The sequence below is a fragment of the Prochlorococcus marinus XMU1419 genome, assembly GCF_017695955.1.
Classification (GTDB): domain Bacteria; phylum Cyanobacteriota; class Cyanobacteriia; order PCC-6307; family Cyanobiaceae; genus Prochlorococcus_A; species Prochlorococcus_A marinus_AD.
In genome coordinates this window covers 177,578-202,068 of sequence record NZ_JAAORO010000002.1, presented here as the reverse complement: position 1 = coordinate 202,068, position 24,491 = coordinate 177,578, and the positions used below count along the sequence as shown (strand labels likewise).

At 29.3% G+C, this 24,491-nt stretch carries 27 protein-coding genes; 16 read left to right on the top strand and 11 right to left on the bottom strand.

What is annotated here, in order from left to right:
* Positions 1–2: 2 nt before the first annotated feature.
* Complete coding sequence (locus tag HA151_RS04700; protein ID WP_209106350.1) at positions 3–332, bottom strand: nucleoside triphosphate pyrophosphohydrolase family protein; 330 nt, start codon at positions 330–332, stop codon at positions 3–5.
* A 61-nt stretch (positions 333–393) separates the two neighbouring features.
* Between HA151_RS04700 and pyk the strand changes: the two genes are divergently transcribed.
* The 5 genes from pyk to HA151_RS04675 are packed head-to-tail and all read left to right on the top strand — an operon-like array spanning position 394 to position 5,953.
* Positions 394–2,184, top strand: a complete 1,791-nt coding sequence (gene pyk, locus HA151_RS04695; protein WP_209106349.1) for a pyruvate kinase — start codon at positions 394–396, stop codon at positions 2,182–2,184.
* Positions 2,177–3,409, top strand: a complete 1,233-nt coding sequence (locus tag HA151_RS04690; RefSeq protein WP_209106348.1) for an ABC transporter permease — start codon at positions 2,177–2,179, stop codon at positions 3,407–3,409. Before pyk ends, HA151_RS04690 begins: the two co-directional genes overlap by 8 nt.
* A 15-nt stretch (positions 3,410–3,424) precedes the next feature.
* Positions 3,425–3,994, top strand: coding sequence for a biotin transporter BioY (locus HA151_RS04685; RefSeq protein ID WP_209106347.1), 570 nt, complete (start codon positions 3,425–3,427; stop codon positions 3,992–3,994).
* Complete coding sequence (gene lspA / locus HA151_RS04680; protein WP_209106346.1) at positions 3,994–4,452, top strand: signal peptidase II; 459 nt, start codon at positions 3,994–3,996, stop codon at positions 4,450–4,452. Before HA151_RS04685 ends, lspA begins: the two co-directional genes overlap by 1 nt.
* Position 4,453: 1 nt before the next feature.
* Entirely contained in the window at positions 4,454–5,953 is a 1,500-nt protein-coding gene (locus HA151_RS04675; RefSeq protein WP_209106345.1) for a GTP-binding protein, read from the top strand.
* A gap of 133 nt (positions 5,954–6,086) precedes the next feature.
* Here HA151_RS04675 and HA151_RS04670 read toward each other — a convergent pair whose 3' ends face one another.
* Positions 6,087–7,472: a pyridoxal phosphate-dependent decarboxylase family protein gene (locus tag HA151_RS04670; protein ID WP_209106344.1), complete on the bottom strand. Its 1,386-nt coding sequence runs from the start codon at positions 7,470–7,472 to the stop codon at positions 6,087–6,089.
* Positions 7,473–7,515: 43 nt separating this feature from the next.
* On the opposite strand from HA151_RS04670, the gene HA151_RS04665 reads away from it, so the two are divergent.
* The gene (locus HA151_RS04665; protein WP_209106343.1) at positions 7,516–8,031 is read left to right on the top strand and encodes a nucleoside deaminase; all 516 of its coding nucleotides are present in this window, start codon (positions 7,516–7,518) and stop codon (positions 8,029–8,031) included.
* Here the strand turns inward: HA151_RS04665 and HA151_RS04660 are convergent.
* A complete protein-coding gene (locus HA151_RS04660) occupies positions 8,006–9,190 on the bottom strand; it encodes a pyridoxal-phosphate-dependent aminotransferase family protein (RefSeq protein ID WP_209106342.1) in 1,185 nt (394 codons plus the stop codon). The two genes, HA151_RS04665 and HA151_RS04660, sit on opposite strands and share 26 nt — an antisense overlap.
* Before the next feature lie 214 nt (positions 9,191–9,404).
* On the opposite strand from HA151_RS04660, the gene glnA reads away from it, so the two are divergent.
* The 3 genes from glnA to HA151_RS04645 all read left to right on the top strand — a co-directional run bounded on the left by glnA (position 9,405) and on the right by HA151_RS04645 (position 12,260).
* Positions 9,405–10,826, top strand: a complete 1,422-nt coding sequence (gene glnA, locus HA151_RS04655) for a type I glutamate--ammonia ligase (RefSeq protein WP_025881370.1) — start codon at positions 9,405–9,407, stop codon at positions 10,824–10,826.
* 102 nt (positions 10,827–10,928) lie between these two features.
* Entirely contained in the window at positions 10,929–11,984 is a 1,056-nt protein-coding gene (locus tag HA151_RS04650) for a class I SAM-dependent methyltransferase (protein ID WP_209106341.1), read from the top strand.
* Positions 11,985–11,996: 12 nt separating this feature from the next.
* Positions 11,997–12,260 carry a DUF6439 family protein gene (locus HA151_RS04645; protein ID WP_209106340.1) on the top strand — a complete coding sequence of 88 codons (264 nt, stop codon included), beginning with the start codon at positions 11,997–11,999 and terminating at the stop codon, positions 12,258–12,260.
* Here the strand turns inward: HA151_RS04645 and HA151_RS04640 are convergent.
* Both HA151_RS04640 and HA151_RS04635 read right to left on the bottom strand, forming a co-directional pair.
* A complete protein-coding gene (locus tag HA151_RS04640; RefSeq protein WP_209106339.1) occupies positions 12,239–12,673 on the bottom strand; it encodes an ATP-binding protein in 435 nt (144 codons plus the stop codon). The two genes, HA151_RS04645 and HA151_RS04640, sit on opposite strands and share 22 nt — an antisense overlap.
* Positions 12,674–12,721: 48 nt before the next feature.
* Positions 12,722–13,441, bottom strand: a complete 720-nt coding sequence (locus HA151_RS04635) for a GUN4 domain-containing protein (RefSeq protein WP_209106338.1) — start codon at positions 13,439–13,441, stop codon at positions 12,722–12,724.
* 34 nt (positions 13,442–13,475) lie between these two features.
* Here HA151_RS04635 and mnmH point away from each other — a divergent pair, with 34 nt between their 5' ends.
* Genes mnmH through HA151_RS04620 form a run of 3 tightly spaced genes read left to right on the top strand, consistent with a single transcriptional unit; the run spans position 13,476 to position 15,984 of the window.
* Entirely contained in the window at positions 13,476–14,513 is a 1,038-nt protein-coding gene (mnmH, locus tag HA151_RS04630) for a tRNA 2-selenouridine(34) synthase MnmH (protein WP_209106337.1), read from the top strand.
* A gap of 60 nt (positions 14,514–14,573) precedes the next feature.
* A complete protein-coding gene (psb28, locus tag HA151_RS04625) occupies positions 14,574–14,927 on the top strand; it encodes a photosystem II reaction center protein Psb28 (RefSeq protein ID WP_209106336.1) in 354 nt (117 codons plus the stop codon).
* Positions 14,928–14,940: 13 nt separating this feature from the next.
* Positions 14,941–15,984: an AI-2E family transporter gene (locus HA151_RS04620; protein ID WP_209106335.1), complete on the top strand. Its 1,044-nt coding sequence runs from the start codon at positions 14,941–14,943 to the stop codon at positions 15,982–15,984.
* A 204-nt stretch (positions 15,985–16,188) separates the two neighbouring features.
* Here HA151_RS04620 and secF read toward each other — a convergent pair whose 3' ends face one another.
* From secF to rsmA, 6 genes are all read right to left on the bottom strand, one after another.
* Complete coding sequence (secF, locus tag HA151_RS04615) at positions 16,189–17,100, bottom strand: protein translocase subunit SecF (protein WP_209106334.1); 912 nt, start codon at positions 17,098–17,100, stop codon at positions 16,189–16,191.
* Positions 17,101–17,123: 23 nt separating this feature from the next.
* Positions 17,124–18,593 (bottom strand): protein translocase subunit SecD, encoded by a 1,470-nt coding sequence (gene secD, locus HA151_RS04610; protein WP_209106333.1) that lies wholly within the window; start codon positions 18,591–18,593, stop codon positions 17,124–17,126.
* A gap of 3 nt (positions 18,594–18,596) precedes the next feature.
* Positions 18,597–19,580 carry a pyruvate dehydrogenase complex E1 component subunit beta gene (locus tag HA151_RS04605; RefSeq protein WP_209106332.1) on the bottom strand — a complete coding sequence of 328 codons (984 nt, stop codon included), beginning with the start codon at positions 19,578–19,580 and terminating at the stop codon, positions 18,597–18,599.
* 179 nt (positions 19,581–19,759) lie between these two features.
* Positions 19,760–20,062, bottom strand: coding sequence for a DUF3082 domain-containing protein (locus HA151_RS04600; RefSeq protein WP_209106331.1), 303 nt, complete (start codon positions 20,060–20,062; stop codon positions 19,760–19,762).
* Positions 20,063–20,085: 23 nt separating this feature from the next.
* Positions 20,086–21,021, bottom strand: a complete 936-nt coding sequence (gene ispE / locus HA151_RS04595) for a 4-(cytidine 5'-diphospho)-2-C-methyl-D-erythritol kinase (protein WP_209106330.1) — start codon at positions 21,019–21,021, stop codon at positions 20,086–20,088.
* A gap of 12 nt (positions 21,022–21,033) precedes the next feature.
* Positions 21,034–21,858, bottom strand: a complete 825-nt coding sequence (gene rsmA / locus HA151_RS04590; protein WP_209106329.1) for a 16S rRNA (adenine(1518)-N(6)/adenine(1519)-N(6))-dimethyltransferase RsmA — start codon at positions 21,856–21,858, stop codon at positions 21,034–21,036.
* 56 nt (positions 21,859–21,914) lie between these two features.
* Between rsmA and HA151_RS04585 the strand changes: the two genes are divergently transcribed.
* The 4 genes from HA151_RS04585 to HA151_RS04570 all read left to right on the top strand — a co-directional run bounded on the left by HA151_RS04585 (position 21,915) and on the right by HA151_RS04570 (position 24,481).
* Positions 21,915–22,247 carry a hypothetical protein gene (locus tag HA151_RS04585; RefSeq protein WP_209106328.1) on the top strand — a complete coding sequence of 111 codons (333 nt, stop codon included), beginning with the start codon at positions 21,915–21,917 and terminating at the stop codon, positions 22,245–22,247.
* A 19-nt stretch (positions 22,248–22,266) separates the two neighbouring features.
* Positions 22,267–22,683, top strand: coding sequence for a 23S rRNA (pseudouridine(1915)-N(3))-methyltransferase RlmH (locus HA151_RS04580; RefSeq protein WP_025881345.1), 417 nt, complete (start codon positions 22,267–22,269; stop codon positions 22,681–22,683).
* A gap of 98 nt (positions 22,684–22,781) precedes the next feature.
* On the top strand, positions 22,782–23,198 hold the full coding sequence (locus HA151_RS04575; RefSeq protein ID WP_209106327.1) for a LexA family protein: 417 nt from the start codon (positions 22,782–22,784) through the stop codon (positions 23,196–23,198).
* Complete coding sequence (locus HA151_RS04570; protein ID WP_209106326.1) at positions 23,195–24,481, top strand: Y-family DNA polymerase; 1,287 nt, start codon at positions 23,195–23,197, stop codon at positions 24,479–24,481. Before HA151_RS04575 ends, HA151_RS04570 begins: the two co-directional genes overlap by 4 nt.
* Positions 24,482–24,491: the final 10 nt, after the last annotated feature.

The window sequence follows — 24,491 nt, the reverse complement described above, 5'->3', positions numbered from 1 at the left end:
ATTTATCTATCGTCCCCAGAACCGCTTATCAACCCTTTAGAAGCTCTTAATTTCAATTTTTCTAGGTTTTGTATAGCAACATCCTCTAAATTAAAATTTAATTCAGTACAAAGATTTGATATGTACCACAAAACATCTCCCAACTCTTTTTTAATACCTAATTTTGATTCTTTATCAAATATTCCATTTTTATCTCTTATAACTTTTTTTACTTTTTCTGCTACCTCACCAGCTTCTCCAACTAAACCAAGAGTTGGGTAAATATTATTTGAACCTAAATCTGGATATTGTGCAGTTTCTCTAGCTTTTTTCTGATAAGTTTTAAAATCCATGACTTAAATAACTAACTTTGGATATGGTAAATTTATTTATATCTAGCAATATTATCTATATATGTCGAATATTGATTTAAAAAGAAGAACAAAAATAGTAGCAACTATTGGCCCTGCAACTCAAACTGAAGAGATAATTACAGATTTAATTAAAGCTGGAGTAACTACATTCAGATTAAATTTCTCACATGGAGATCATAAAGATCATGCTGAGAGGATAAAAACCATAAGGGAAGTATCAAAAAAGCTAGATATTGATATTGGAATATTGCAAGATCTTCAAGGACCCAAAATAAGATTAGGGCGATTTAAAGATGGTCCAGTAAAAGTTAAAAAAGGTGATAAATTCACACTTACATCGAATGAAGTCGAATGTACAAATACTATTGCAAATGTAACTTACGACAAACTTTCTCAAGAGGTTAGCGAGGGAAAAAGAATACTATTAGATGATGGTAAAATAGAAATGATTGTAGAAAAAGTAGATATAAAAGCTAATATTTTAGAGTGCCTAGTAACTGTAGGGGGAGTTCTTTCTAACAATAAAGGGGTTAATTTCCCTGATGTTCAATTATCAGTAAAAGCATTAACAGAAAAAGATAAAGAGGATTTAAAATTCGGATTATCTGAAGGAGTTGATTGGATAGCCTTAAGTTTCGTAAGAAATCCATCCGATATAAACGAGATAAAAGATTTAATTAACAAAAATGGACATTCCACTCCTGTAGTAGCAAAAATAGAAAAATTTGAAGCAATTGATCAAATTGATACAGTATTACCCTTATGTGATGGGGTTATGGTTGCAAGAGGTGATTTGGGAGTTGAAATGCCTGCTGAAGAAGTTCCTCTTTTACAAAAGGAATTAATAAGAAAAGCTAATTCATTAGGTATTCCAATAATTACAGCGACTCAAATGCTTGATTCTATGGCTTCTAACCCAAGACCAACTAGGGCCGAAGTTAGTGATGTTGCAAATGCAATTCTGGATGGTACAGATGCTGTAATGCTTTCAAACGAAACTGCAGTTGGTGATTATCCTGTAGAGGCTGTTGAAACGATGGCAACCATAGCAAGAAGAATTGAAAGGGATTATCCACTTAAGGCTATTGAAAGCCACTTACCAAGTACGATCCCAAATGCTATTAGTGCAGCAGTAAGTAATATAGCTAGACAACTAGATGCAGGAGCTATAATCCCTTTAACAAAATCAGGTTCTACCGCTCGAAATGTAAGCAAGTTCAGACCACCAACGCCTATCTTGGCAACTACTACAGAAAGGAGTGTAGCAAGAAGATTGCAACTTGTTTGGGGAGTTACTCCATTAGTAGTTAAAAATGATGAAAGAACAGCAAAAACTTTTAGTTTAGCTATGCAAATTGCTCAGGATATGGGGGTACTAAATCAAGGAGATTTAGTAGTTCAAACCGCAGGTACATTAACTGGAATAAGTGGCTCTACTGATTTAATAAAAGTCGGTTTAGTAAGAAAAATTGTATCAAGAGGAATTTCAATAGGAGAAATCGGAGTTACAGGTAAAGCAAGAATAATTAAAAATAATCTTGATTTATCCTTGATTTGTCCTGGAGAAATATTATTTGTTCCGAAGGAATTAATGAAAAATATTCCACTTAGTAAAAATATTGCAGGTATTGTTACGAACCAAAATGTAAATGATGTTTATGCTTTGTTTAACAAAAATAATAAAAAGATTTCTACAATTTGTAATTTAGAAAGTATGGATAAACATCAAATCAGTAATGGCGACCTTATTACACTCCAGCTTAATGAAGGTGTTATATACATGGGACAAATTGAAGATGATGATGCAATAGATAAATATAAATATGTCTAGGAATATCTCAATAAAAGAAGCCTTAGGCATGGCCACAAAAACATTAGTTTCGAACAAATTGAGAAGTTCGTTAACAATGCTGGGGATAATTATAGGGAATGCTTCAGTTATTACACTTGTTGGACTTGGTAGAGGTGCTCAAACATTAGCAAAAAACCAATTAAGTAATTTAGGTGCAAATGTTTTATTCATTGTTCCCGGTAATAATGACACAAGAAGAAGAGGTATTTCATTTCCTAAAAATCTAGTTTTAGAAGATGCAGTAGCAATAAACAATCAAGTACCAACAGTTAAAAAAGTAGCTCCTCAAATCTCTGCTAACGAAATAGTGCAGTCAAATTCTAAAAGTTTAAATATATCAATTGCTGGAGTTACTCCTGAATTCCTTGAAGTAAGAAGCTTTGAAGTAGATAAGGGTAGATTTTTATCAAAAAGTGATGTTAATAGTGCAAGAAGTTATGTTGTAATAGGTCCTGATCTTAAAGACGAATTTTTCAAAGATAAATCTTCATCACTTGGAAAAAAAATCAGAATTAAAGACCACACTTATGAAATTATCGGAATATTAAAACCAAAAGGTGCTGTATTTGGAAGTAATCAAGACAAAAATGCTTATATTCCATTAACAACCATGGTCAACAGGATTACAGGGAAGGACCCGACATATGGAGTAAGTTTAAGCTTCATCAGCGTTGAAGCGATAAATAAAAATTCAACTAGCGCCGCTAAATTTCAGATTACTAACTTATTAAGGCAAAGACATAAAATAATCAGAGATGATGACTTTGCGGTTAGATCACAAGAAGATGCATTGAATATAGTAACCAACATAACGAGTGGATTAACTTTTTTATTGGCTGGTATTGGGGCAGTATCTTTAGTGGTTGGAGGCATAGGAATCATGAATATTATGCTTGTTTCTGTAAGCGAAAGGACTGAAGAGATTGGACTAAGAAAAGCAATAGGAGCAAAACAGTCAGATATATTAATTCAATTTTTAATTGAGGCATTGATTTTGTCTACAATTGGAGGATTAATAGGAACAACGACGGGATTGTCGGGTGTTTTTCTTCTATCTCTGATAACACCACTTCCTGCATCAGTAGGAATTACAACTACTTTTTCCACCATGATCATTTCAGGATCAATTGGTTTAATCTTTGGCGTTTTACCAGCAAAAAGAGCTTCTAAATTAGATCCAATTGTTGCATTGAGAAGTTTATAAATAGAATTTATAATAATGCTCAATTTTTATAAATTAATTGAGATACTGGTGAGTCTTCAATCATTAGTAATAACATCAATGTTACCTGTTTATATTCCACTACCTTTTATCTATAAATCTAGTAATAACATTGAGTTTCCTATTACATGGCAAATTCCAGCCATAATTTTATTAACTCTTATATTTCATAGAAGAGTTGTTTTTAGAGCATTATCTATATATTTAATTTTGGGATTGTTTATTTTTCCTGTATTTTATCAAGGAGGTTCAATAGGTTATTTGCTCACTCCAAATTTTGGTTATTTATTAGGTTTATATCCATTAATAAAAATAATTGATGATTTAAATAATAGAAATAAGATAAAAGTTGGAAACTTTTTAAAAAATGGATTTATAGCAATAAGTGCTATGCATTTAACTGGAATAGTTTACAACTTAATACAAATTATATCCTACAGTAAATTTAATTTATTTTTATATAATTTAGGGAAATACTCCTTAGGTAAGATTGGATATCATTTTTTAATGCTTTTTCCACTTTTATTACTTATTAAACCTATAGAACGTTTAAAACGGAGCAATTAATGATCAATAAAATACAAACAAAAATATATTTTTTATCTTTAAGTATTTTTATTGTCCTAATAGATCAATTTACGAAATATTTAATGATTTATAATAAAAAATTATTTATTAATAAAGATTTTCTTTTATTCAAATTAGACTTTGTAGAAAATTACGGGGCAGCATTTAATATATTTAGTGGTAGTAGAATATTTTTATCTTTTATAAGTATTTTGTTTTCAATAATACTTATTTATTTAATATTTAGGAAAAATACTTTAAACTTATTCGATCTGTATTCTTATAGCTTTATTCTTGGCGGAACTATTGGCAATGGCATAGATAGGATATATAAAGGTTTTGTTGTTGATTTTATAAATTTAAATATTGTAAATTTTCCAGTATTTAATATTGCTGATATATCTATTAATATTGGTTTTATTTTTTTAATTTATAACATTTTTAAAAATAATAGATAATATGAATTACTTGAAATTAAAATATATAAAATATACTTTTTTAATATTATTACTTTATATTTTATTATCGATAATTATAAGAATAGTAAATATTTATACCCTTATATTATTAATAATAATAATTTATATCTTTTATAATATTGATAAAAAATTATTTAAGAAAATAGTTTATAAAGTTATATATAAAAATAAGAAAAATACACTTTCATTCAAAAACACATATGGTGCTGCCAAGATAAGTTTAGAAGGGGTCGAGAAAATTAATAAAAAAATTAATGATAAAGTAAAAGTTGAATTGTTAAATTACCAAAAAAATAAACTAGAGTCCCAATTAAAAACAGGAGATTATAAAGTTACTCTTTTTGGAGCAGGTTCCTCAGGAAAAACTTCTATAGCAAGATCTTTATTGAAAAATATTGTCGGACAAACTTCCGCAAAAATAGGTACAACAAAGCAAATTAATAGTTATAAAATTCGCATCCCAATCTTAAAAAGAAATATTAATATAGTGGATACTCCGGGTTTGTTCGAACCATCTAAATTAGGAGAAGAAAGAGAAAAAGAAACGATTATACAAGCATCAAATTCCGACTTAGTTCTTTTTGTGTTAGATCAGGACATAAATAAATACGAAAACTATTTAATTAAAGAATTATTAAAATTAAGAAAAAAAATAATAATAGTTCTAAATAAATGTGATTTAAGGTCTAGAGACGAAAATAACCTCATTGAAGAAAATATAATCTCTATAACTTCCGCTAGAAAAAATAGAATTACAGTTGTTCAAACAATTGCAGTACCTCAACAATCTCCCTATATAAAATCAGATGCTATAAATATAGTTCCAGATGTAGGAAGTTTATTTAGAGAAATAATTGAAACGCTCGATAATAATGGTGAAGAGTTATTGGCGGATAATATTCTTTTTCGATCAAACAAGTTAGGTATTAAAAGTAAAAATTTCGTGCAAGAACAAAGATATTTAATGTCAAATAAAGTGATTAATAAATACATGTGGATTACAGGAGGAGTAATACTAGTTAATCCACTACCAGCTGTTGATTTCCTTACTACTACCTCAGTAAACATTCAAATGATAATGGAATTATCAAAAATATATGAAATAAAGCTTACAAAAAAAGATGCAAAAGATTTGGCAACATCATTGCTGAGTGCATTGGCTAAACAAGGAATACTAAAAGGGGGGCTCGCCATTATTTCTCCTGCTTTAGCTACAAGCTTGACTAAGATATTATTATCTAAATCTATACAGTCAGTTACAGCAGGCTGGCTAATAAGAATAGTAGGACTAAGTTTGATTGAATATTTTAAAAATGGGCAAGATTGGGGAGATGGAGGAATTCAAGAAGTCGTAGATAAAATCTATAGGATAAGTAAAAGAGAGGAAATTTTAAACAACTTCGTAAAAGAAGCCATTTCTAAAATTGAAATGAAAAATTATTTTAAATCAAATAAAAGTTTACCTCCATTTACTATGTAAAATTGGATAATTGATCATTTAGATAAGTTCTGAAATCAAAGATAGTTATTAGGAGTAAATAAGCAATACAAATAGCTATAGATATAAACCCTGTTACTATTGCAATAATTTTTGGTCTACCCATATTCATAAGTTAAGTATCTAAAAGTCTCAAAAGTTCTTCAATATGAGATTCTTTTGTATTGTAATTTCCCATTACAACCCGTAAAAAATATTTACCTTTAAATTTTGGTCTAGAAAGCATAAAATTATTTTTAATTAGTTCATTAACTTTAGTTTGAGTCCATGTATCAGAGTCTTTTGGCTCAAGTTTCTTTGGTATGAATGAAACAATATGAAGAGGACCAGAATATATGTCAAATTTATTTTTACTGATATTTTTTATAAAAAAATCTTTTCTTTTAATTGATGAATTTAATATATTTTCTATTCCATTCAAACCTAAAAAACGTAACCCAAGCCATAGTTTGATAACTTCTGCAGGTCTAGAACCTTGTATGCCTATTTCTCCTCTATTTATAATATTATCTTTAGATGATATATATGGTAGTCCTGTATTATAAGTATTTTCTAAAGTACTCATATTTGAAACCAATAACAAGGATGAAGTCTTTGTAATGCCAATGATTTTTTGTGGATTTATCGTTATCGAATTAGCCTGATTAATATTATTTAAACCTTCTATTGGAAAAGAAGTTATAGCAAAAATCCCTCCAATTGAACCATCAATATGAAACCATATGTTCCTTTGTTTACAGATTTCACTAATTTCTTTAATAGGATCAATGGCTCCTCTTATAGTCGTCCCAAGGGTGGCAACAATAGCAAATATTTTTTTATTTTCTATTGAACATTTTTCTAAAGACTTTCTGAGATCATTTATATCCATTCGACCTTGATTATCAGTTTTAATCCTGACAAGATTAGTAGTATCTAGACCCATCACTCTTATACATTTAACGAAGGATGAATGAGCATCTTCACTAAGAAGTAATACAGAATTAGGATTTGTACCTAATCCAGCATTATTTCTAGCAGCTATAAGTGCATTCAGATTACTTAATGTACCTCCGCTAGCAGCTATACCTCCTGAGAAATCATTAAACCCTATTTTCTTGGCAAACCATTTGCATAATGAATCCTCAAGCAAAGTTACACTTGGTGATAACTCGTAAGCTAAAAGATTATTATTTAGACCAGCAGCAATTAAATCTCCCAAAATAGAGAAAATCAAAGGTGGGGGATCAAGATGAGCTAGTGAGCCAGGATGAACAGGATTAAATGAATTATTTAAAAGAGATTCAATCTCAGGAAACAAATCGTCTTCAGAATTACCATCTTCTGAAGGCATAATATACTTGAAACTCTCATCACAAGGTAAAGGACCATTTTTATCAGCTTTAGAGAACCATTCACAAAGAATTTGACTTGTTCTATTAAGAAGAGTAATCAATTTGTCATTAGTCCCTAAATATGAGGGGAAATATATATCTTTATTATTAATTAAATCTTCAGCCATCAGATAAGATATCTATTAATAATTCTATTCTTAATATTGGTAAATGAGATATATTTTTGAAAATGAAAATAGTAATAAAGATCAACAAAAAAAAACAAATATTGCGAAATACACTTTGTGGATGAATTCGATATTAAGAAGATCCAATGAAATTGGAAAAGTTGAGCTACCAATCTGTGCAATAATTTTGGATGAAAGAGGAAGATGTATCGGGAGAGGGGTTAACAGGAGGAATACAAATAGAGACCCATTAGGTCATGCAGAGATAATGGCACTTAGGCAGGCATCTCTTATAAAAAATGATTGGAGATTTAATGAATGTACTATTATCACAAATTTAGAACCTTGCACTATGTGTTCCTCTGCTCTTATACAAGCGAGGATGGGTATAGTAATTTTCGGGGCTTACGATAAGAAAAGAGGTGGATTAGGTGGCTCAATTGACCTATCAAAACATAAAAGTGCTCATCACAAAATGGAAATTATGGGAGGTATTCTAGAAGATGAATGCAGTAAAATTTTACAACTATGGTTTAAAAAGTTGAGGACTCAAAAATAGAAAATTTCTTTAATTCAGTATCAAAAAGGTTTAATAATCTATCAACATTCTCATCGCTTGAATTAAAACCCATTAAACCTATACGCCATACCTTACCAGACAATTCTCCAAGTCCATTTCCTATCTCTATTCCAAAATTTCTTAAAAGATGGTTCCTAAATCCATCTCCGTCAACAGCTGGAGGAATCTTAACTGTTGTTAAAGTTGGTAATCTATAATCGTTTGCTACATGTAATTCCATGCCTAAACTTTCTAAACCATTCCATAGTTTCATTGCATTACGATTATGTCTATTCCAAATATTCTCTAAACCCTCGTTTGCGATTAATCGTAAACCTTCGCGTATAGCAAAATTCATATTTACGGGCGCAGTATGATGGTAAACACGATCAGAACCCCAATATTTATTTAATAGGGATAAATCTAAATACCAATTAGGTACTTTTGTTTTTCTTGAACTTAGTTTTTCTTCGGCTCTTTTATTCATTGTAAAAGGGCTTAATCCTGGGGGGCAACTTAATCCCTTCTGACTACAACTATAAGCTAGATCAATTTTCCATTCATCAATTAATAATTCTAATGCTCCAAGTGAAGTAACAGCATCAACTAAAAATAAGCAGTTATTTTTTCTACATATATCTCCAATACCATCAAGAGGTTGTAAAACACCACTTGAGGTTTCAGCATGGACAATAGCAAAAATAGCAGGTTTTTTAGTCTCTATTTCATACTTAATTTCCTCATAAGTAAAAGCCTCACCCCATGGTTTATCCATAACAGAAACTTGAGCTTTATATCTAGTTGCCATATCAACTAATCTATTTCCAAAATATCCTTTTTTAGCAATCAAAATTTTTTCGCCTTCTTCAATAAAATTAGCTATTGAAGCTTCCATAGCTGCACTACCAGTACCACTCATTGGGAGTGTAAGACGATTATTGCACTGCCAGGTATACCTTAAAAGTTGCTGTACATCAGACATCAATGAAATATATGCTTCATCTAAGTGACCAATAGGATTCAAAGAAAGAGCGCTTAAGACTTCTGGATGAGCATTGGAAGGCCCTGGCCCTAATAAAAGTCTAGAAGGAACATAAGTCTTTGAAAAATGAGATAGATTCTCTTTATTTAAAACTGGAAAAAGTTTTGCTTCTGTCAAAGCATTATATTCAATTACTTTTAAATTAGACTAATATTGTCACTTAAGCGATGTTTATTTATAGAAATTAATTCAATTTAAATAATTAAGTAAATAATTATTAAAGTTATAACTTGAAACACTGAAAGAAGACATCTAGTGTTCAAAAAAGTTACGGTTGATACAAAATAAGAGTCATCAAGTAATTAATTTCATAGAAGGTATCTCAAAAGTTATGTCTAAATCTCCACAAGATGTTTTAAGTCAAATTAAAGACGAAGGAATTGAACTGATCGATTTAAAATTCACAGACATCCATGGTAAATGGCAACATTTAACTCTTACGTCAGACATGATAGAAGAGGATTCATTTACAGAAGGTCTAGCATTTGATGGTTCATCAATAAGAGGTTGGAAAGCAATTAATGCCTCAGATATGTCAATGGTTCCTGATGCAAGTACGGCATGGATAGATCCTTTTTATAAGCATAAAACTTTAAGTATGATTTGCTCTATTCAAGAGCCTAGAAGCGGTGAGCCATATGATAGATGTCCAAGATCATTAGCTCAAAAGGCTTTAAAATATTTAGAATCTACCGGGATAGCCGACACAGCATTTTTTGGACCAGAGCCAGAATTCTTCTTATTTGATGATGTCAGATATGATTCAAAAGAGGGTTCTTGCTTTTATAGTGTAGATACTATCGAAGCTCCATGGAACACAGGAAGAATTGAAGAAGGTGGAAATTTAGGATACAAGATCCAATATAAAGAGGGTTATTTTCCAGTTTCTCCAAATGATACTGCTCAAGATATCAGATCTGAAATGCTTCTTTTAATGGGTGAATTAGGTATACCTACTGAAAAGCATCACCATGAAGTTGCAGGTGCCGGTCAACACGAACTTGGAATGAAATTCGATTCGTTAATAAATTCTGCTGATAATGTAATGACTTATAAATACGTTGTTAGGAACGTTGCAAAAAAATATGGAAAAACTGCAACGTTTATGCCTAAGCCCGTTTTCAACGATAATGGTACAGGAATGCATGTTCACCAAAGTTTATGGAAGAGTGGGCAACCACTATTTTTTGGTGAAGGAGCATATGCAAACTTATCTCAAACAGCAAGATGGTACATCGGAGGCATACTTAAACATGCCCCTTCTTTCTTAGCATTTACTAACCCAACTACAAATAGTTATAAACGATTGGTTCCTGGATTCGAAGCACCTGTAAATTTAGTTTATTCTGAGGGCAATAGATCAGCTGCAGTAAGAATACCTTTAACAGGTCCAAGCCCCAAAGCTAAAAGATTAGAATTCAGATCAGGTGATGCACTTGCCAACCCTTACTTAGCATTCTCTGTAATGATGCTTGCTGGTATTGATGGAATTAAAAATCAAATTGACCCTGGTGATGGAGTAGATGTAGATTTATTTGAACTTCCAGCTGATGAACTTGCAAAAATTGATACAGTACCTTCATCTTTAAATGATTCACTTAATGCTCTAAAAGCAGATAAGGATTATCTATTAGCTGGTGGCGTATTTACTGAAGATTTTATTGATAACTTTATCGATATAAAATACGAAGAGGTTCAACAATTAAGACAAAGGCCTCATCCACATGAATTCTTCATGTATTACGATGCATAATTAAAAGAACGCAATAGTTTAAATTAATCAATTTGAGAAATATCACAAAATATTCTCAAATTGATTTTTTTTTTGTTGGAATATAGATATATAAATTTAAAAATGGCTAGGGAATCTATTTCAAAAATTGCATATAAAACGCTACAACAAAGTAAAAGCATTGCAGGTTTCGCTCACAAGCAGATCAGTTCAAGATTAATGAATTTTATTCTTCCCGATGCGAAGCTTGAAAATTTTGATATAGATAAGGTTCTTCTAATGCAAATCCAAAATTCAATGGATAACTTAAGAGAAGAAGACTGGAATGATGCAGAAAAAAATATATATCCAAAAAAATTATTGTTTGACGAACCATGGCTTAGATATCTAACTCAATATCCTAAAATTTGGCTCGATATGCCAAATACATGGGATAGGCGCAGAAAACAAAACTTTGATGATCTTCCAAAATCAATTGATAAAGATAATTATCCTCAATATTACTTAAGAAACTTTCATCATCAAACTGATGGTTATTTATCAGATTTTTCAGCTAGCATTTATGACCTACAAGTAGAGATACTATTCAATGGAAGTGCCGACTCAATGAGGAGAAGAATAATTAAGCCAATAAAAGAAGGTCTTAAATTTTTTAACAATAGAAAAAAAAGTTCTATAAATATACTTGATGTGGCTACAGGATCAGGAAGAACATTAAAACAATTAAGAGCCGCATTTCCAAAAGAAAAAATTACAGGAATTGATTTATCTGATTCATACTTAAAAGAGGCAAGTAGATATATTTCAGATTTAGATGGGGATTTAATTCAGTTAATAAAAGGTAATGCTGAAGAATTACCTTTTGAAAATGATAGTTTTCAATGCATTTCTTGTGTTTACTTATTTCATGAATTACCTAGAACAATTAGAGCTAAAGTATTAAATGAATTCTTTAGAGTTCTTGAACCTGGAGGGATATTAGTATTAGCTGATTCAATTCAAATAAGTGATTCACCTGACTTTACATCAGTAATGGAAAGCTTCTATAAATCCTTTCATGAGCCTTTTTATTGTGATTACATAAAAGAGGATATAAATTCCAAAATAGAGGAAGTTGGGTTTAAAAATGTAAAATCAAATTCCTTTTTTATGACCAAAGTATGGTCTGCTGTAAAGTAAATAAAAACATCTATGACCTATTGGGATAAAGATACTATTCAGCTTGTTCAAAGTCTTAATGACAAATTAAAGATAGATCATTCTAAATGGCATAAAGATAAAGGGAATAAATATAAACGATCTGCAGAACTAATTTCGGCGGGATTATGCCATTTAATTATTTCTTGTAATGAGAATCAAACTATTGAGTATATAGAAGAAAGTGTTAAATGGTTAAAAGAAATTAACGTGGATCAACCTTGCCCTAGCAAAAATCACCTTTTTAAAGCTAACTGAAGCCTATTACCTTTACTACTCCATCTAATATCATCAAAACATTCATTAATAATGTATAGGCCACGGCCACTTACACTACTTATTTTTTTTGGTAATTTATACTCTCTTTTTTTAATATCTAAACCATTACCTTGATCTTGAATTTGCCAAACACACCAATTAGGAGTAATTATTCTTCTTACTCTAATATTTTTTTTAGGGTCCAATTTATTTCCATGTTTTACTGCGTTAACTAGAGCTTCATGTAAACCAAGTTTAATAAGATAGCTTGATTGAGAATTATTAATAGGTTCTAATAATTGATCAACAAATTCATTTAACTGTAATGATGATTCGAATTCGTAGTGTGACCAGTTAATTCTTGGTCTTTTAAAAAATTTTTTTAAAATATTTTTGCCCCGAAGTAAGGACATAATAATATTTTGATACTTTCTTAATTTTAACTTATTGAATACCTCAATTTAAAGAATATTATTATGTCTATCTGCTATAGCAGGATGCCGTAGGATGGAGTCCATAAGTCTTACTCCTCTAAGTTGATTTATTAAAGGCATATGTCCATCAGGAGCATCCAATGACCAGCAAAAAGATCCAGGATATCTAGTCCATAAGCCGTCTTTTTTCCAACCTATTTTCGGCCACATTAATTCATATTTTTTACCTACTGATTTTAATATCTTTGCCTGAATTGAGAATCCAAATCTTCCAGTAGAATAAATTGTCCATAATCTATCTATTGTTTCTAGATCTTTACCTGACATATTCTTAACTTCACTATAGAAAACATATCCACGTTTTTCAGCTAATTTACCAGCTAATTTTCGTAAATAGGAACTTGTTAATCTATCTGCCTCTTCAAATTTTTGCTCAACCAACATCAATTGCAAATCATCATAATTAATTTCAATATCTGAATATGTATTAAACCAATTCTTAAATTTTGAGTTTTCAAAGAATTCAGGCTTAGATTTTTTTAAAACTTGTAATATCCACCCAGCAGCCCAGTCATCTCCATCACTATCAAAGATATCAAACAGTGAAGGTCCAAGATTAAAAATATTTTCGACTTCAGATTCTATTTGAGTTAATGAATTTATTCTTTTTCTTTGATTAGAATCTACAAATTTTTTTATAAAATCTAATGTAGCATTATTATAGTTATCTTGTTCTTTGTTATTCATTTTAAAAAATCAATCTAAAAAAATAAAACTATCCATGTATTTCAAAAGAAAAGAACTAGAGAAATTTAGAAGTTTTAAAGGACCACTTATAGATGTTAGAAGCCCGAGTGAATATTATAAAGGACACCTGCCTAATTCTATTAATATTCCACTATTTGATAATGATGAGAGATCTATAATTGGCACGATTTATAAAAAAGAAGGAAGAAAAACAGCAGTCATAGAAGGATTAAAATTTCTTGAAAAAAAAATAAATTTACTTCTTGATATGTTCTTCATGAGTATTGAGTCTTATAAAACTATTCCTAATAGTAAAGAATTTTTTGTCAGAATATATTGCTCTAGAGGAGGAATGCGTTCACAAAGCATTGCTTGGCTTCTAGAAAAATATAAATTAAATCTCATTACACTTAATGGAGGATACAAAATATATAGAAGATGGGTATTAGATAGTTTTACAAAAAAGTTAAAAATTGTTGTTATTGGAGGGAAAACAGGCACTGGGAAGACAAGATTATTATCATTACTAGAGAAAAATAAATATCAAACTATTGATCTTGAAGGATTTGCTTGTCATAGAGGAAGTACATTTGGAGGTTTAGGAATGAAAGAACAACCTTCAAATGAACAATTTGAAAATAAAATTGCAGAAAAATTAAATTCTTTTAAATACTCTAATAATATTTTTGTAGAAGCTGAAAGTGCTAATATAGGAAAATGCAAAATCCCTCATGAATTTTTCAATCAGATGAAAAATTCTAGGAGGATTGAAATTATAAGGAGCGAATCTAATAGGTTAGATGAGTTAATAAATACGTATAGTGTTTTTAAGAAAGAGGAACTCCAAGAATCTGTATTAAGAATAAAAAAAAGATTAGGACCGCAAAGAACAAAAATAGCTCTTGAATCAATTAATACTGAGAAATGGGACTTAGTTTGCAAATCAGTTCTGGATTATTACGATAAATGTTATGAATATGAAAAGGTTGGCAAAAAAAATATAGAGTTAATAGATTTAACAGACAAAAAATATGACGAAAGGATCTTAGAGTTAATAAATAATGTTTTATAAAATAATTACAAACGAATGCGAAAAAAATTTCTTAGTATAAAAAATTATTAACCGAATATTATGACAGCAAATAAAACCGCAAAAATACAATTTTATGAAGGAACTAATGAACCAGTAGTACCTGAAATAAGATTGACTAGGAGTAAAGATGGTACTACCGGCCAAGCATTATTTTTGTTCGAAAAACCTCAGGCATTGTCTTCAATTACAGACGGTGAAATCACGGGTATGCGTATGATTGATTCTGAAGGTGAGATACTTACTAGGGAAGTTAAAGTAAAGTTTGTTGATGGAGAACCCATATTTTTAGAAGCAGTTTATATTTGGAAGAACACATCAGACTTTGACAGATTTATGAGATTTGCAAATAGTTATGCCAAATCAAATGGATTAGGATATTCTGAGAAGAAGTAGAATATATTGAAAATTGAATAGTTCATCATATTTCAAGTTAGTAGTAATTTTAATCACTTCGTTAATAATTTGGACTTTGAGAGATTTTCTACTCTTAATTATTTGTTCTTTAGTAATTTCAAATATCGTATGTAATTTATGTAATCAAATTCAAAAGGGTTTGAAAATTCCCCGATGGTTTTCTTTGTGTCTTGTCTTAACTGTTATATCGGTAATAGTATTTACTATTTTCATTCTTGTATTGCCTCCATTTATAAAAGAATTCAATGAAATTCTGGTTGATATTCCAAATGGCTTATCAAAAATAAATATATTGATAAATACAAATCTGAATAAATTTAATAGTTTTTTTTATGGAGAACAATCAGAAAATGTTATAGACATTTTCAACCTTATAAATAATATAGTTGCTATTCCAGATGCCTCAACGATAGCAAAAGCTATTCAAGAAAGTTTTAAGAATTTAATAAATATAGCTGGAAATCTGGGTTCAGGTCTTTTGAAATTAATATTCGTATTAGCAGTGAGTTTGATGATTTCTATTGAACCAAAACAATATAAAGAAAATATACTTTTATTAATTCCAAAAAATTATCGCAACAAATTTAGAAATATTCTAGAAAAATGCAATATTGCATTAGCAAATTGGACCTTTTCTATGGTGATAAGCTCATTATCAGTAGGTCTATTATCATTAATAGTTTTATCCATATTAGATGTCAAATATGTTGTCTCAAATGCTTTAATAGCAATGGTTCTTAATATAATTCCAAATATAGGTCCAGTTATTAGTGGTATATTTCCAATCTCAATTGCACTACTAGATAATTTTTGGAAACCACTGGCCGTTTTAGGAGCTTATGTAATCATTCAAAATATTGAAAGTTATATAATAATGCCATCTATAATGAAGAAAAAAGCAAACTTACTTCCAGGGTTGACATTAATATCACAATTTGGGTTTACCTTCATTTTTGGTCCATTAGGCTTAATACTATCTCTTCCATTAGCTGTAGTAATACAGGTTTTAATCAAAGAATCATTTAAAGATATTTAAAAACTACTTTGTTAATTTTTTGTATAAATATGGGTAGGAAAAAAGTATAAAGAAAGCTAAAGGATGTTTACCTAAAGCAAAATTTAGTGAACTAAAAGTAAAATGATCAAATAATATTCTTAACTCAGTAGAAAGATCTATCACCACTAACGAAAATAAAATTATCAAATAATAATTAAATTTCATAAAACTAGAAACTTAAACTCAGTCTTTAAGTAACAAACATGGGGCAAGTAAAATACTTGAATAACTTCCAACTATAATACCTAATGATAAGGCCAAAGAAAACCAAAATAGCGAGTACGAACCAAAAAATATTATACTTATTAAAGGGATAAGGGTTGTAATACTGGTAAACGTTGTTCTCCTAAATGATTCGTTTACTGATAGTTGAATAGTTTTGTTATAGTCTTCCATTGATTTTAAATTCTCACGAATTCTATCAAAAATAACGACAGTATCATTTACAGAATAACCAGCAATAGTTAATAAGGACACAGCAAATAAACTATTAACCTCGACAGAAAATATAATACCCAACCAAGAGAATATACCGAAAACAATTAATAAATCATGGAATAAAGCTAATAATGCATATAATGCATATTTTTTATCAAATCTAATAGTTATATATAAAGATATTGCAAATAAAGAAACTAACAATGAAGTAACACAATTAGTAAGCAATCTTTTCCCAAGCTTTGGACCTATTAATCTTGAATCCTTACTCTCATAATTTAGAGGACCAATAATATTATCAAGATTAGTAATAAGATTATTTGATTCTTCGATACTCAAATAAGGTGTTCTTATTGAAATTAATTTATTATTATTTTGGAATTGTAATTTAATATTATTTAAAACTTTTTTATTTTTTGAGATCTCTCTTAAATTTTTTAAAACTGAATCAGGAGAAATATCAGAACATTCTTCTTCACAAACTCTCTCAATTCTTAATTCATTTCCACCAACAAAATCCATCCCTAAATTTATAGGTTTCTTATAAGAAGTATTAAAAGTTGAATATAAAATCCCTAAAAGACTCAACAAAATAAGAACAACTGAAAAAATAATTATCTTTCTTTTATTTTTTATTAGTTCAAGATTGTATTTCATGGAAAAAATTAGAAATTAAAAATTTAATTTGAAAAATTATTATTGGGTAGATAGAGATTTTTTTGTCTTAAAGATTGATATGTTGTAAAAAATCGCAAAATAGTTTTAGAACAATTTAATGAGGTAAACAAGCTTATTAAAACTCCTATACCTAATGTTGCCGCAAAACCTTTAACAAAATTTGTTCCTAATAAAAACAATACAAAACAACTTAGAAGAGTAGTAATATGACCATCAACTATGGATGAATTAGCTCTTTGAAAACCGCTATCAATAGATCTTGTAAGAGTATTACCGTCATATAATTCTTCTCTGATTCTCTCAAAAATTAAAATATTTGCATCAACAGCCATACCAATACTAAGTATAAGTCCAGATATTCCAGGTAAAGTCAAAGTCACAGGAATTAACGAATATAGGGCTAAGTTAAAGAAACCATAAAGTACTAAAGAAAGAACTGAAACAAAACCCAGAATTCTATAATTAAAAATCATAAATATACCAACAAAAATTAATCCGCTAATAGCTGCATAAAGACTTTTTAAAATATTTTTAGATCCCAACAAAGCTCCTATACTATTAGTCTCTACTATTTCAATTGGCAATGGCAATGAACCTCCTTTAAGTTGAACTTCTAATTCCCTAGCATTTTCAGCACTAAAATTACCGCTTATTGTTGCTGCTCCACCTGTGATCCCAGTATTAGCAAACTGATTGCCAACACTAGCTTCACTTATTGATTCGCCATCAAGAATGATTGCCAATAGTTTATTAGTGCCAGCAATTGACTTAGTAATTTCTGCAAACTTTTCACCTCCTGAATTACTAAAAGTTAATAAAACTTCCCAATTACTATTAGTTTGTTCTTGTCTCCTTCCTGCGTTAATAAGATCTTTACCAGATAAATCTGTTTTAATAAATAAATTTGTAATTTCTTTATCAACATACTTTTTAATTTCAATTAATTTTTCATATAAATCAACACTAGTAGATGAGTAATTTAATTCTTGCTCTATCTCTTTAAGATCATCTTGAATAATCTTTAAGAAATTTTCATCATATTGACTTTTTTCTGAAGAGGAATATTGTTCAATTAATTCCTTAATATACAATCTCTTAAGTTGCAAGGTTTTTAATTCTGTAGATGTTCCTTCTTTTTGAGTCCTAAATTCTAATAAAGCAGTCTTACCTAAAACTCTTGAAGCTACTAATGGATTTTGTTCTCCAGGTAATTCTAGAATCAATTGATCTCCACCAAGGGTTTGCAAGTTAGACTCTGAAACCCCCAAATTGTTTACACGTCTATCTATAACCGAATTTACAGCTTCAAGTTCTTCCTTCGTCACCTTACCTTCCTCTTTTATTATTTGTAGTGTAAGTTGAGAACCCCCTTTTAAGTCCAATCCCAACTGTAAGGGATAATTTATTAATAGATAAACAGATAACGTAATTAGAAATATTATAAAAAAAAGCCAGCCTTGCCTTTTTTTCATTGCCTATATACTCCCACTAAATAAATCTTCAACTTTTTCAACTATTTGATGTGGTTGGATTATTGTCAAATTCTCTAGATTTCCATTATACGGAGTTGGAATATCTTGACTAGATAATCTAATTGGTCGGGCGTCAAGATCATCGAAACACTCTTCTGTTATCAAGGCAATTAATTCTGCACCAATACCACCAGTCTTCATACATTCTTCAACAATAATTACTTTATTTGTTTTTCTTATTGATTTTGAGATGGTTTCCATATCAAATGGTTTTAAACTTATTAAATCGATTAACTCAACATCTATTCCTTTTTTTTCTAATTCTTCAACAGCTTTAAGGCAGTGATGTCTCATTCTTGAATAAGTCAATAAAGTAATATCTTTACCATCTTTTACAACGTCAGCCTGATCTAAAGCGCAAGTATAGTCGCCATCAGGTAATTCTTCAGACAAGTTGTACAGAAGAACATGTTCGAAAAACAAAACCGGATTATCATCTCTTATAGCGGCTTTCATTAAACCTTTAGCATTTGTAGGGGTGCTGCATGCCACAATCTTTATACCGGGAACAGCATGAAAATATGCTTCAAGTCTTTGACTGTGTTCAGCACCAAGTTGACGACCAACTCCTCCAGGTCCTCTAACAACTGCTGGTATTTTATAATTTCCTCCGCTTGTATATCTAAGCATACCCATATTATTTGATATCTGATTAAAAGCTAAAAGCAAAAACCCCATATTCATTCCCTCTACTATTGGTCTTAACCCAGTCATTGCTGCACCCACAGCCATACCTGTAAAACTATTCTCTGCAATTGGAGTATCTAATACTCTTAACTCTCCATATTTTTCATATAAATCCTTAGTTACCTTATAGGATCCTCCATATTGACCGACATCTTCACCCATAACGCAAACATTTACATCATTTGCCATTTCTTCATCAATTGCCTCTTTCAAAGCATTAAATAATAATGTTCCAGCCACAATTAATTACCTAATTAATCACATATACAATCCTACCACTTTGATTAATTTAACCTCCTTCAGCAAAGGTAATAAGTAGTAATACTGACAAAATCATTCCTGGTGAAAGCAAAAGTATTAAAAGTCCCAGATCATGTAAAGACATTCAAAGAAAGTATTTACCCAATAATATTGGCAATTTAACTGTTCTTCAGAAAAAAACTGCGAATAAATACAATAAAAAGTCCTATACCTATAAAAGCAAAAGAAAAAGTCAGCAAAAATGATAATCCAATTATTAAGGTATTAATACTAGAAGAAATATTTTGGACTATTTCAGAAGAATTAGATGGTTTATGTAATGAAAAATAAATTGCAATTTTATTACTTAAAAAATAAAAAAATATAAATAATAAAAAACTTGTAAAAGATCCTACAATAAAGTTTAACGGTCCTTTTTCGGGAATGTTTTTTTCAATATTCTCATTACTATTATCAGCCACAATAAATTTTTGTATAAAAAAATTTAAATGAATGTTATTCCCTTTTCAAGGAAAGTGCAAACCCACGAATCGTAACCTTTATTTCTAAATAATTTATAATTAGTAGTTAATTCTTTTTTAGCAATCTCTATATCTTTAAAGAGTGCAAAGCATGTAGGTCCTGATCCACTCATTGAAAATGTGAGACAATTTTTTAATTTAGAAAGTAAATATAATGCCTGCTTTACAGAATCATTTTCATTTTCAACAACTAACTGCAAATCATTTTTAATAGATAAATGTTGATTATTAAAATTTAAGTTGTTTAAACCATTATCTCTTAAATTTTCTCTTATGTTCTCAATCATTTCTCTATCAGTAAGATATTGATCACAAAATCTATTACTATATTTTTTATAAGTTTCAGCTGTAGATACTGATACATCTCGATTTTTTATAAGAATTACTCCATATTCAAAGTTTGAATCTAATTTCTCCAAAATTTCTCCTCTTCCAAAACATAATTGAATACCACCATTTATAAAAAAGGGAATATCAGATCCTAAAGTTGATGCTAATGAACATAATGTTTCTTGATCAAAGTTCAAATCCCATAATTTATTAAGACCAATTAATGTTGCTGCTGCATTACTGGATCCACCAGCTAATCCTGCGCCAATTGGAATATTTTTTCTTAAAAATACATTTGCACCGTAATTTGTATTTGATTTTTTCCTTAATAGATTTGCCGATTTAACAATTAAGTTATCATCAGATAAGCTTAAATCATTACAATCAGACTCAAGTTTAATTAAACCTTCATTATTAATTTCAAATTCTAAATAATCAGAAAGATCGATATTTTGCATAATCATTGCTAACTCATGAAATCCGTCCTCTCTTTTACCAATAACTTCAAGGTGCAAATTTATTTTGGCAGGAGATTTTATATTAATTTTCGTTTTAGCTGAATCTTGCATATACTTAAATTTTTATTTTTTAATTTTAATACAATTTTCTGCAAGCTTAATCCATTGGTCAATTGAAATATCTTGTGGTCTTAAATTAAAACAAACTTTTGAAGATTCAGATAATTCATTTATCTCTTCATTTGAAAGTATTGAATTAAGAGTATTTCTAAGCATTTTTCTTCTTGAATTAAATGAAATCCGAAGAAGTTTATCTATATATTTTTCTAGGCTAATTTCTAATCTTAAATCATTTTTAATTGGTTCGAAAACTACTAAAGAAGAAAAAACTTTTGGAGGCGGACTAAATGATGAAGGCGGAACATCACATATTCTTTTTATTTTTGATAATAGTTGCATCCTTATACTAAGCGCCCCAGCATTGGGACTACCTTCTTTTGACAAAATCCTATCTACAACGTCTTTCTGCATCAAAAATATTATTTTTTCGTAATTATAGTTTCTTATAATGCCCAATCGACCTATGAAAATATCCAATATTGGTCCAGTTATATTGTAAGGAATATTTGCAATCACTTTTGTAATCTTCTTATTAATCGAATCTAAATTTACAGAAAGAATATCTCCCTGCTGCAGCGAAAACTTATCATTATTATTGAATTTATCATTTAATAAATTTATTAAATCTTTATCTAATTCAATTGCATGTAATTTTTTAATTTCTGAATTTAACAACTTAGACGTTAAAGCTCCTTTGCCAGGACCAATTTCTAAAATAAAGTCATTTTCATTAAGAACAGCAATTTCTTTAATTTTTTCTAATATTTTTTTATTTACCAACCAGTGTTGTCCAAATCTTTTTTTTTGATGATAGTTTTTAGAATTCATCTAAAAGATAAATAATATGTTTAAATTAAATATGAATTTATTTAATACTTTATATCATGAGCTTATCAAAAAAAAATTTAGATAAACTCAATAAATTAAAAAAAAAGAAAAATTTAAATAACGAAAGTAAAAATATAAATAATTACACAAATATAACTAATAATGATAATTTAATCCCCAATCCACAAAATTCAGAAGATCCCAATAAAATTTTTTATTCGTTAATTGATAATTCAGAATCTTTAGAAGAGACTTCTAATATTAATAACTCACTAAGAGAAAGTGAGATTAATCAAATTAATATGAATTCTAAAAAACATAATTTATCCAAGAAATTAACAACCGAAGAGGAACTATATGATGAATTTAATTATCTTCTTGATGAATAATTATTTTTAATATTTACTTATGCTTCAGAGTAATAGATTAGCAATTTATGCTATTGGCAAAATAAAGAAACTTTGGATTAGAGATGGAATTAATCAATACAAAAAAAGAATGCCTGAACTTGTCATTAATGAGTTAAAGACTTTTAATTTAAATAATCTTAGATCCAATAACAATATTATTATCTGCCTAAGTGAAGAAGGGAAACAGTTTAATTCAGTTGAACTATGTTCCTTACTCTTGAATTTTAAAAATAAAAAAATTAATTTCTTAATCGGTGATACTGATGGAGTTAGTTCAGATATAAAAGAAAAATCAGATCTTGTACTAAGCCTATCTCCTTTAACTTTTCCTCATGAATTAGCCAGATTAATCCTAATCGAGCAAATCTATAGAGCTATTTCTATATCTAACAACTCCCCTTATCATCGTTCTTAAAAAGATTAGATTCAATCTAAAATTAATCTATAAAAGTTTAATAACTAACTATTTTTTGAGTTTTTGCTATATAGTACATATATACTATTAATTTAACCTTGGATTCCTTTGATTCAACTATTAAAAAATTTAAAATCCCCTTATTAACTGATTCGGTATCAGCAGGGTTTCCTTCTCCTGCAGATGACTATACAGAAGAAAATATTGATTTAAACGAACATTTAATATCTAATCCGTTTAGCACTTTTTTTCTTAGAGTTAAAGGTGACTCAATGATAAATGCAGGAATTAAAGATAAAGATTTAATAATAGTAGACAAGAGCTTAACAGCCAGGCCAGGGAATATCATCATTGCAATGATAGACGGAGAATTTACAATAAAAAGATTATCTATAAAAAATAATGAATTATATTTAAAAGCAGAAAATCATAATTATCCTGATTTTAGATTTAAAAACCATATTGATGTACAGATATGGGGAGTTGTTATTTATTCAATACATAGCTATTTATGAAAATTTCAAATATTGATGCAATAGCTCTTATAGATGCTAATAATTTTTACGCATCATGTGAACAAAATATTAATCCTCATTTGAGAAATAAACCAGTAGTAATTTTATCTAATAATGACGGATGTATCATTGCAAGAAGCCCTGAAGCGCGAGCTTTAAAAATTAAAATGGGAACTCCGTATTTTAAGGTCAAAGAAAGACTAAATAAATTAGATGTAGCAGTCTTAAGCTCAAACTACTCGCTTTATGGGGATATGAGTAGAAGACTAATGAATTTACTGAAAAATTACTGTGAACAGATAGAAATTTATTCTATTGACGAAGCATTCGTCTCAATTTCTAGACCTAATGATGAAAATCTATATCCTTGGGCAAGAAGCATAAGATCATTAATATATCAGAATCTAGGGATTACCATAACAGTAGGAATAGGAGAAAATAAAGTAAGAGCAAAAATTGCTAATAAACTAGCTAAAAATATTGATTATTCAGCTGGAATATTTGATTTAGCTAGAACCGAAAATGAGAATAATTATTTAAAAAGAATTAGTATAGATAAGATATGGGGAGTCGGGAAACAAACCTCTAATTGGTTGCAAAGTAAAGGTATTAAAAATGCCAGAGAACTAAGAGATATGGAAGAAAATGAAATCATTAAGAAATTAGGCATCGTAGGGAAAAGACTGCAATTAGAACTGAAAGGCCATAGATGCCTGCCCATAGAAAAAAACAAGAAATCAAAAAAAGAAATTCAGGTGAGCAGGAGTTTCGGTACTCCTGTCACAAAATTAGAAGACTTAACTCAAGCACTGGCGACTCACGCAATAAAAGCATCTGAAAAAATGAGAAGTCAGAATTTGCAATCATCCGATATTAGAGTATTTGCCAGAACCAGTAAATATTCAAATCAAAATTATCAAAGAAGTGCTCATAGAAAGCTTACAAATGCAACAGACGACACAAATAGCATTTTAAAAATAGTAGTTGAATTATCTAAAGAAATTTATAATCCCGAATATAAATTTTCAAAAGCTGGTGTTTTAATGCAGGATTTAACTAATAGCGAATACTTACAGCAATCAGTTATCAATTACAAGTCTCAGAAAGACCTGAAAAAATCAGCAAATCTAATGAGAACTATTGATTTATTAAATAAAAGATTTAATAACAATGCAATTACATGGGCTATTACAAAAAAAGCACAAAGTTGGACTATGAACAAGAATTTCTTAAGTCGCTCATCTACAACTGATATAGAAAAAATCCCAACTATAGTGAAGTAAACAAAATTAA

Bases quoted from the DNA above. Each gene is read 5' to 3' on its own strand.
- HA151_RS04700 (WP_209106350.1), bottom strand. From the start codon at position 332: ATGGATTTTAAAACTTATCAGAAAAAAGCTAGAGAAACTGCACAATAT.
- pyk (WP_209106349.1), top strand. From the start codon at position 394: ATGTCGAATATTGATTTAAAAAGAAGAACAAAAATAGTAGCAACTATT.
- HA151_RS04690 (WP_209106348.1), top strand. From the start codon at position 2,177: ATGTCTAGGAATATCTCAATAAAAGAAGCCTTAGGCATGGCCACAAAA.
- HA151_RS04685 (WP_209106347.1), top strand. From the start codon at position 3,425: ATGCTCAATTTTTATAAATTAATTGAGATACTGGTGAGTCTTCAATCA.
- lspA (WP_209106346.1), top strand. From the start codon at position 3,994: ATGATCAATAAAATACAAACAAAAATATATTTTTTATCTTTAAGTATT.
- HA151_RS04675 (WP_209106345.1), top strand. From the start codon at position 4,454: ATGAATTACTTGAAATTAAAATATATAAAATATACTTTTTTAATATTA.
- HA151_RS04670 (WP_209106344.1), bottom strand. From the start codon at position 7,472: ATGGCTGAAGATTTAATTAATAATAAAGATATATATTTCCCCTCATAT.
- HA151_RS04665 (WP_209106343.1), top strand. From the start codon at position 7,516: ATGAGATATATTTTTGAAAATGAAAATAGTAATAAAGATCAACAAAAA.
- glnA (WP_025881370.1), top strand. From the start codon at position 9,405: ATGTCTAAATCTCCACAAGATGTTTTAAGTCAAATTAAAGACGAAGGA.
- HA151_RS04650 (WP_209106341.1), top strand. From the start codon at position 10,929: ATGGCTAGGGAATCTATTTCAAAAATTGCATATAAAACGCTACAACAA.
- HA151_RS04645 (WP_209106340.1), top strand. From the start codon at position 11,997: ATGACCTATTGGGATAAAGATACTATTCAGCTTGTTCAAAGTCTTAAT.
- HA151_RS04640 (WP_209106339.1), bottom strand. From the start codon at position 12,673: ATGTCCTTACTTCGGGGCAAAAATATTTTAAAAAAATTTTTTAAAAGA.
- HA151_RS04635 (WP_209106338.1), bottom strand. From the start codon at position 13,441: ATGAATAACAAAGAACAAGATAACTATAATAATGCTACATTAGATTTT.
- mnmH (WP_209106337.1), top strand. From the start codon at position 13,476: ATGTATTTCAAAAGAAAAGAACTAGAGAAATTTAGAAGTTTTAAAGGA.
- psb28 (WP_209106336.1), top strand. From the start codon at position 14,574: ATGACAGCAAATAAAACCGCAAAAATACAATTTTATGAAGGAACTAAT.
- secF (WP_209106334.1), bottom strand. From the start codon at position 17,100: ATGAAATACAATCTTGAACTAATAAAAAATAAAAGAAAGATAATTATT.
- secD (WP_209106333.1), bottom strand. From the start codon at position 18,593: ATGAAAAAAAGGCAAGGCTGGCTTTTTTTTATAATATTTCTAATTACG.
- ispE (WP_209106330.1), bottom strand. From the start codon at position 21,021: ATGCAAGATTCAGCTAAAACGAAAATTAATATAAAATCTCCTGCCAAA.
- rsmA (WP_209106329.1), bottom strand. From the start codon at position 21,858: ATGAATTCTAAAAACTATCATCAAAAAAAAAGATTTGGACAACACTGG.
- HA151_RS04585 (WP_209106328.1), top strand. From the start codon at position 21,915: ATGAGCTTATCAAAAAAAAATTTAGATAAACTCAATAAATTAAAAAAA.
- HA151_RS04580 (WP_025881345.1), top strand. From the start codon at position 22,267: ATGCTTCAGAGTAATAGATTAGCAATTTATGCTATTGGCAAAATAAAG.
- HA151_RS04570 (WP_209106326.1), top strand. From the start codon at position 23,195: ATGAAAATTTCAAATATTGATGCAATAGCTCTTATAGATGCTAATAAT.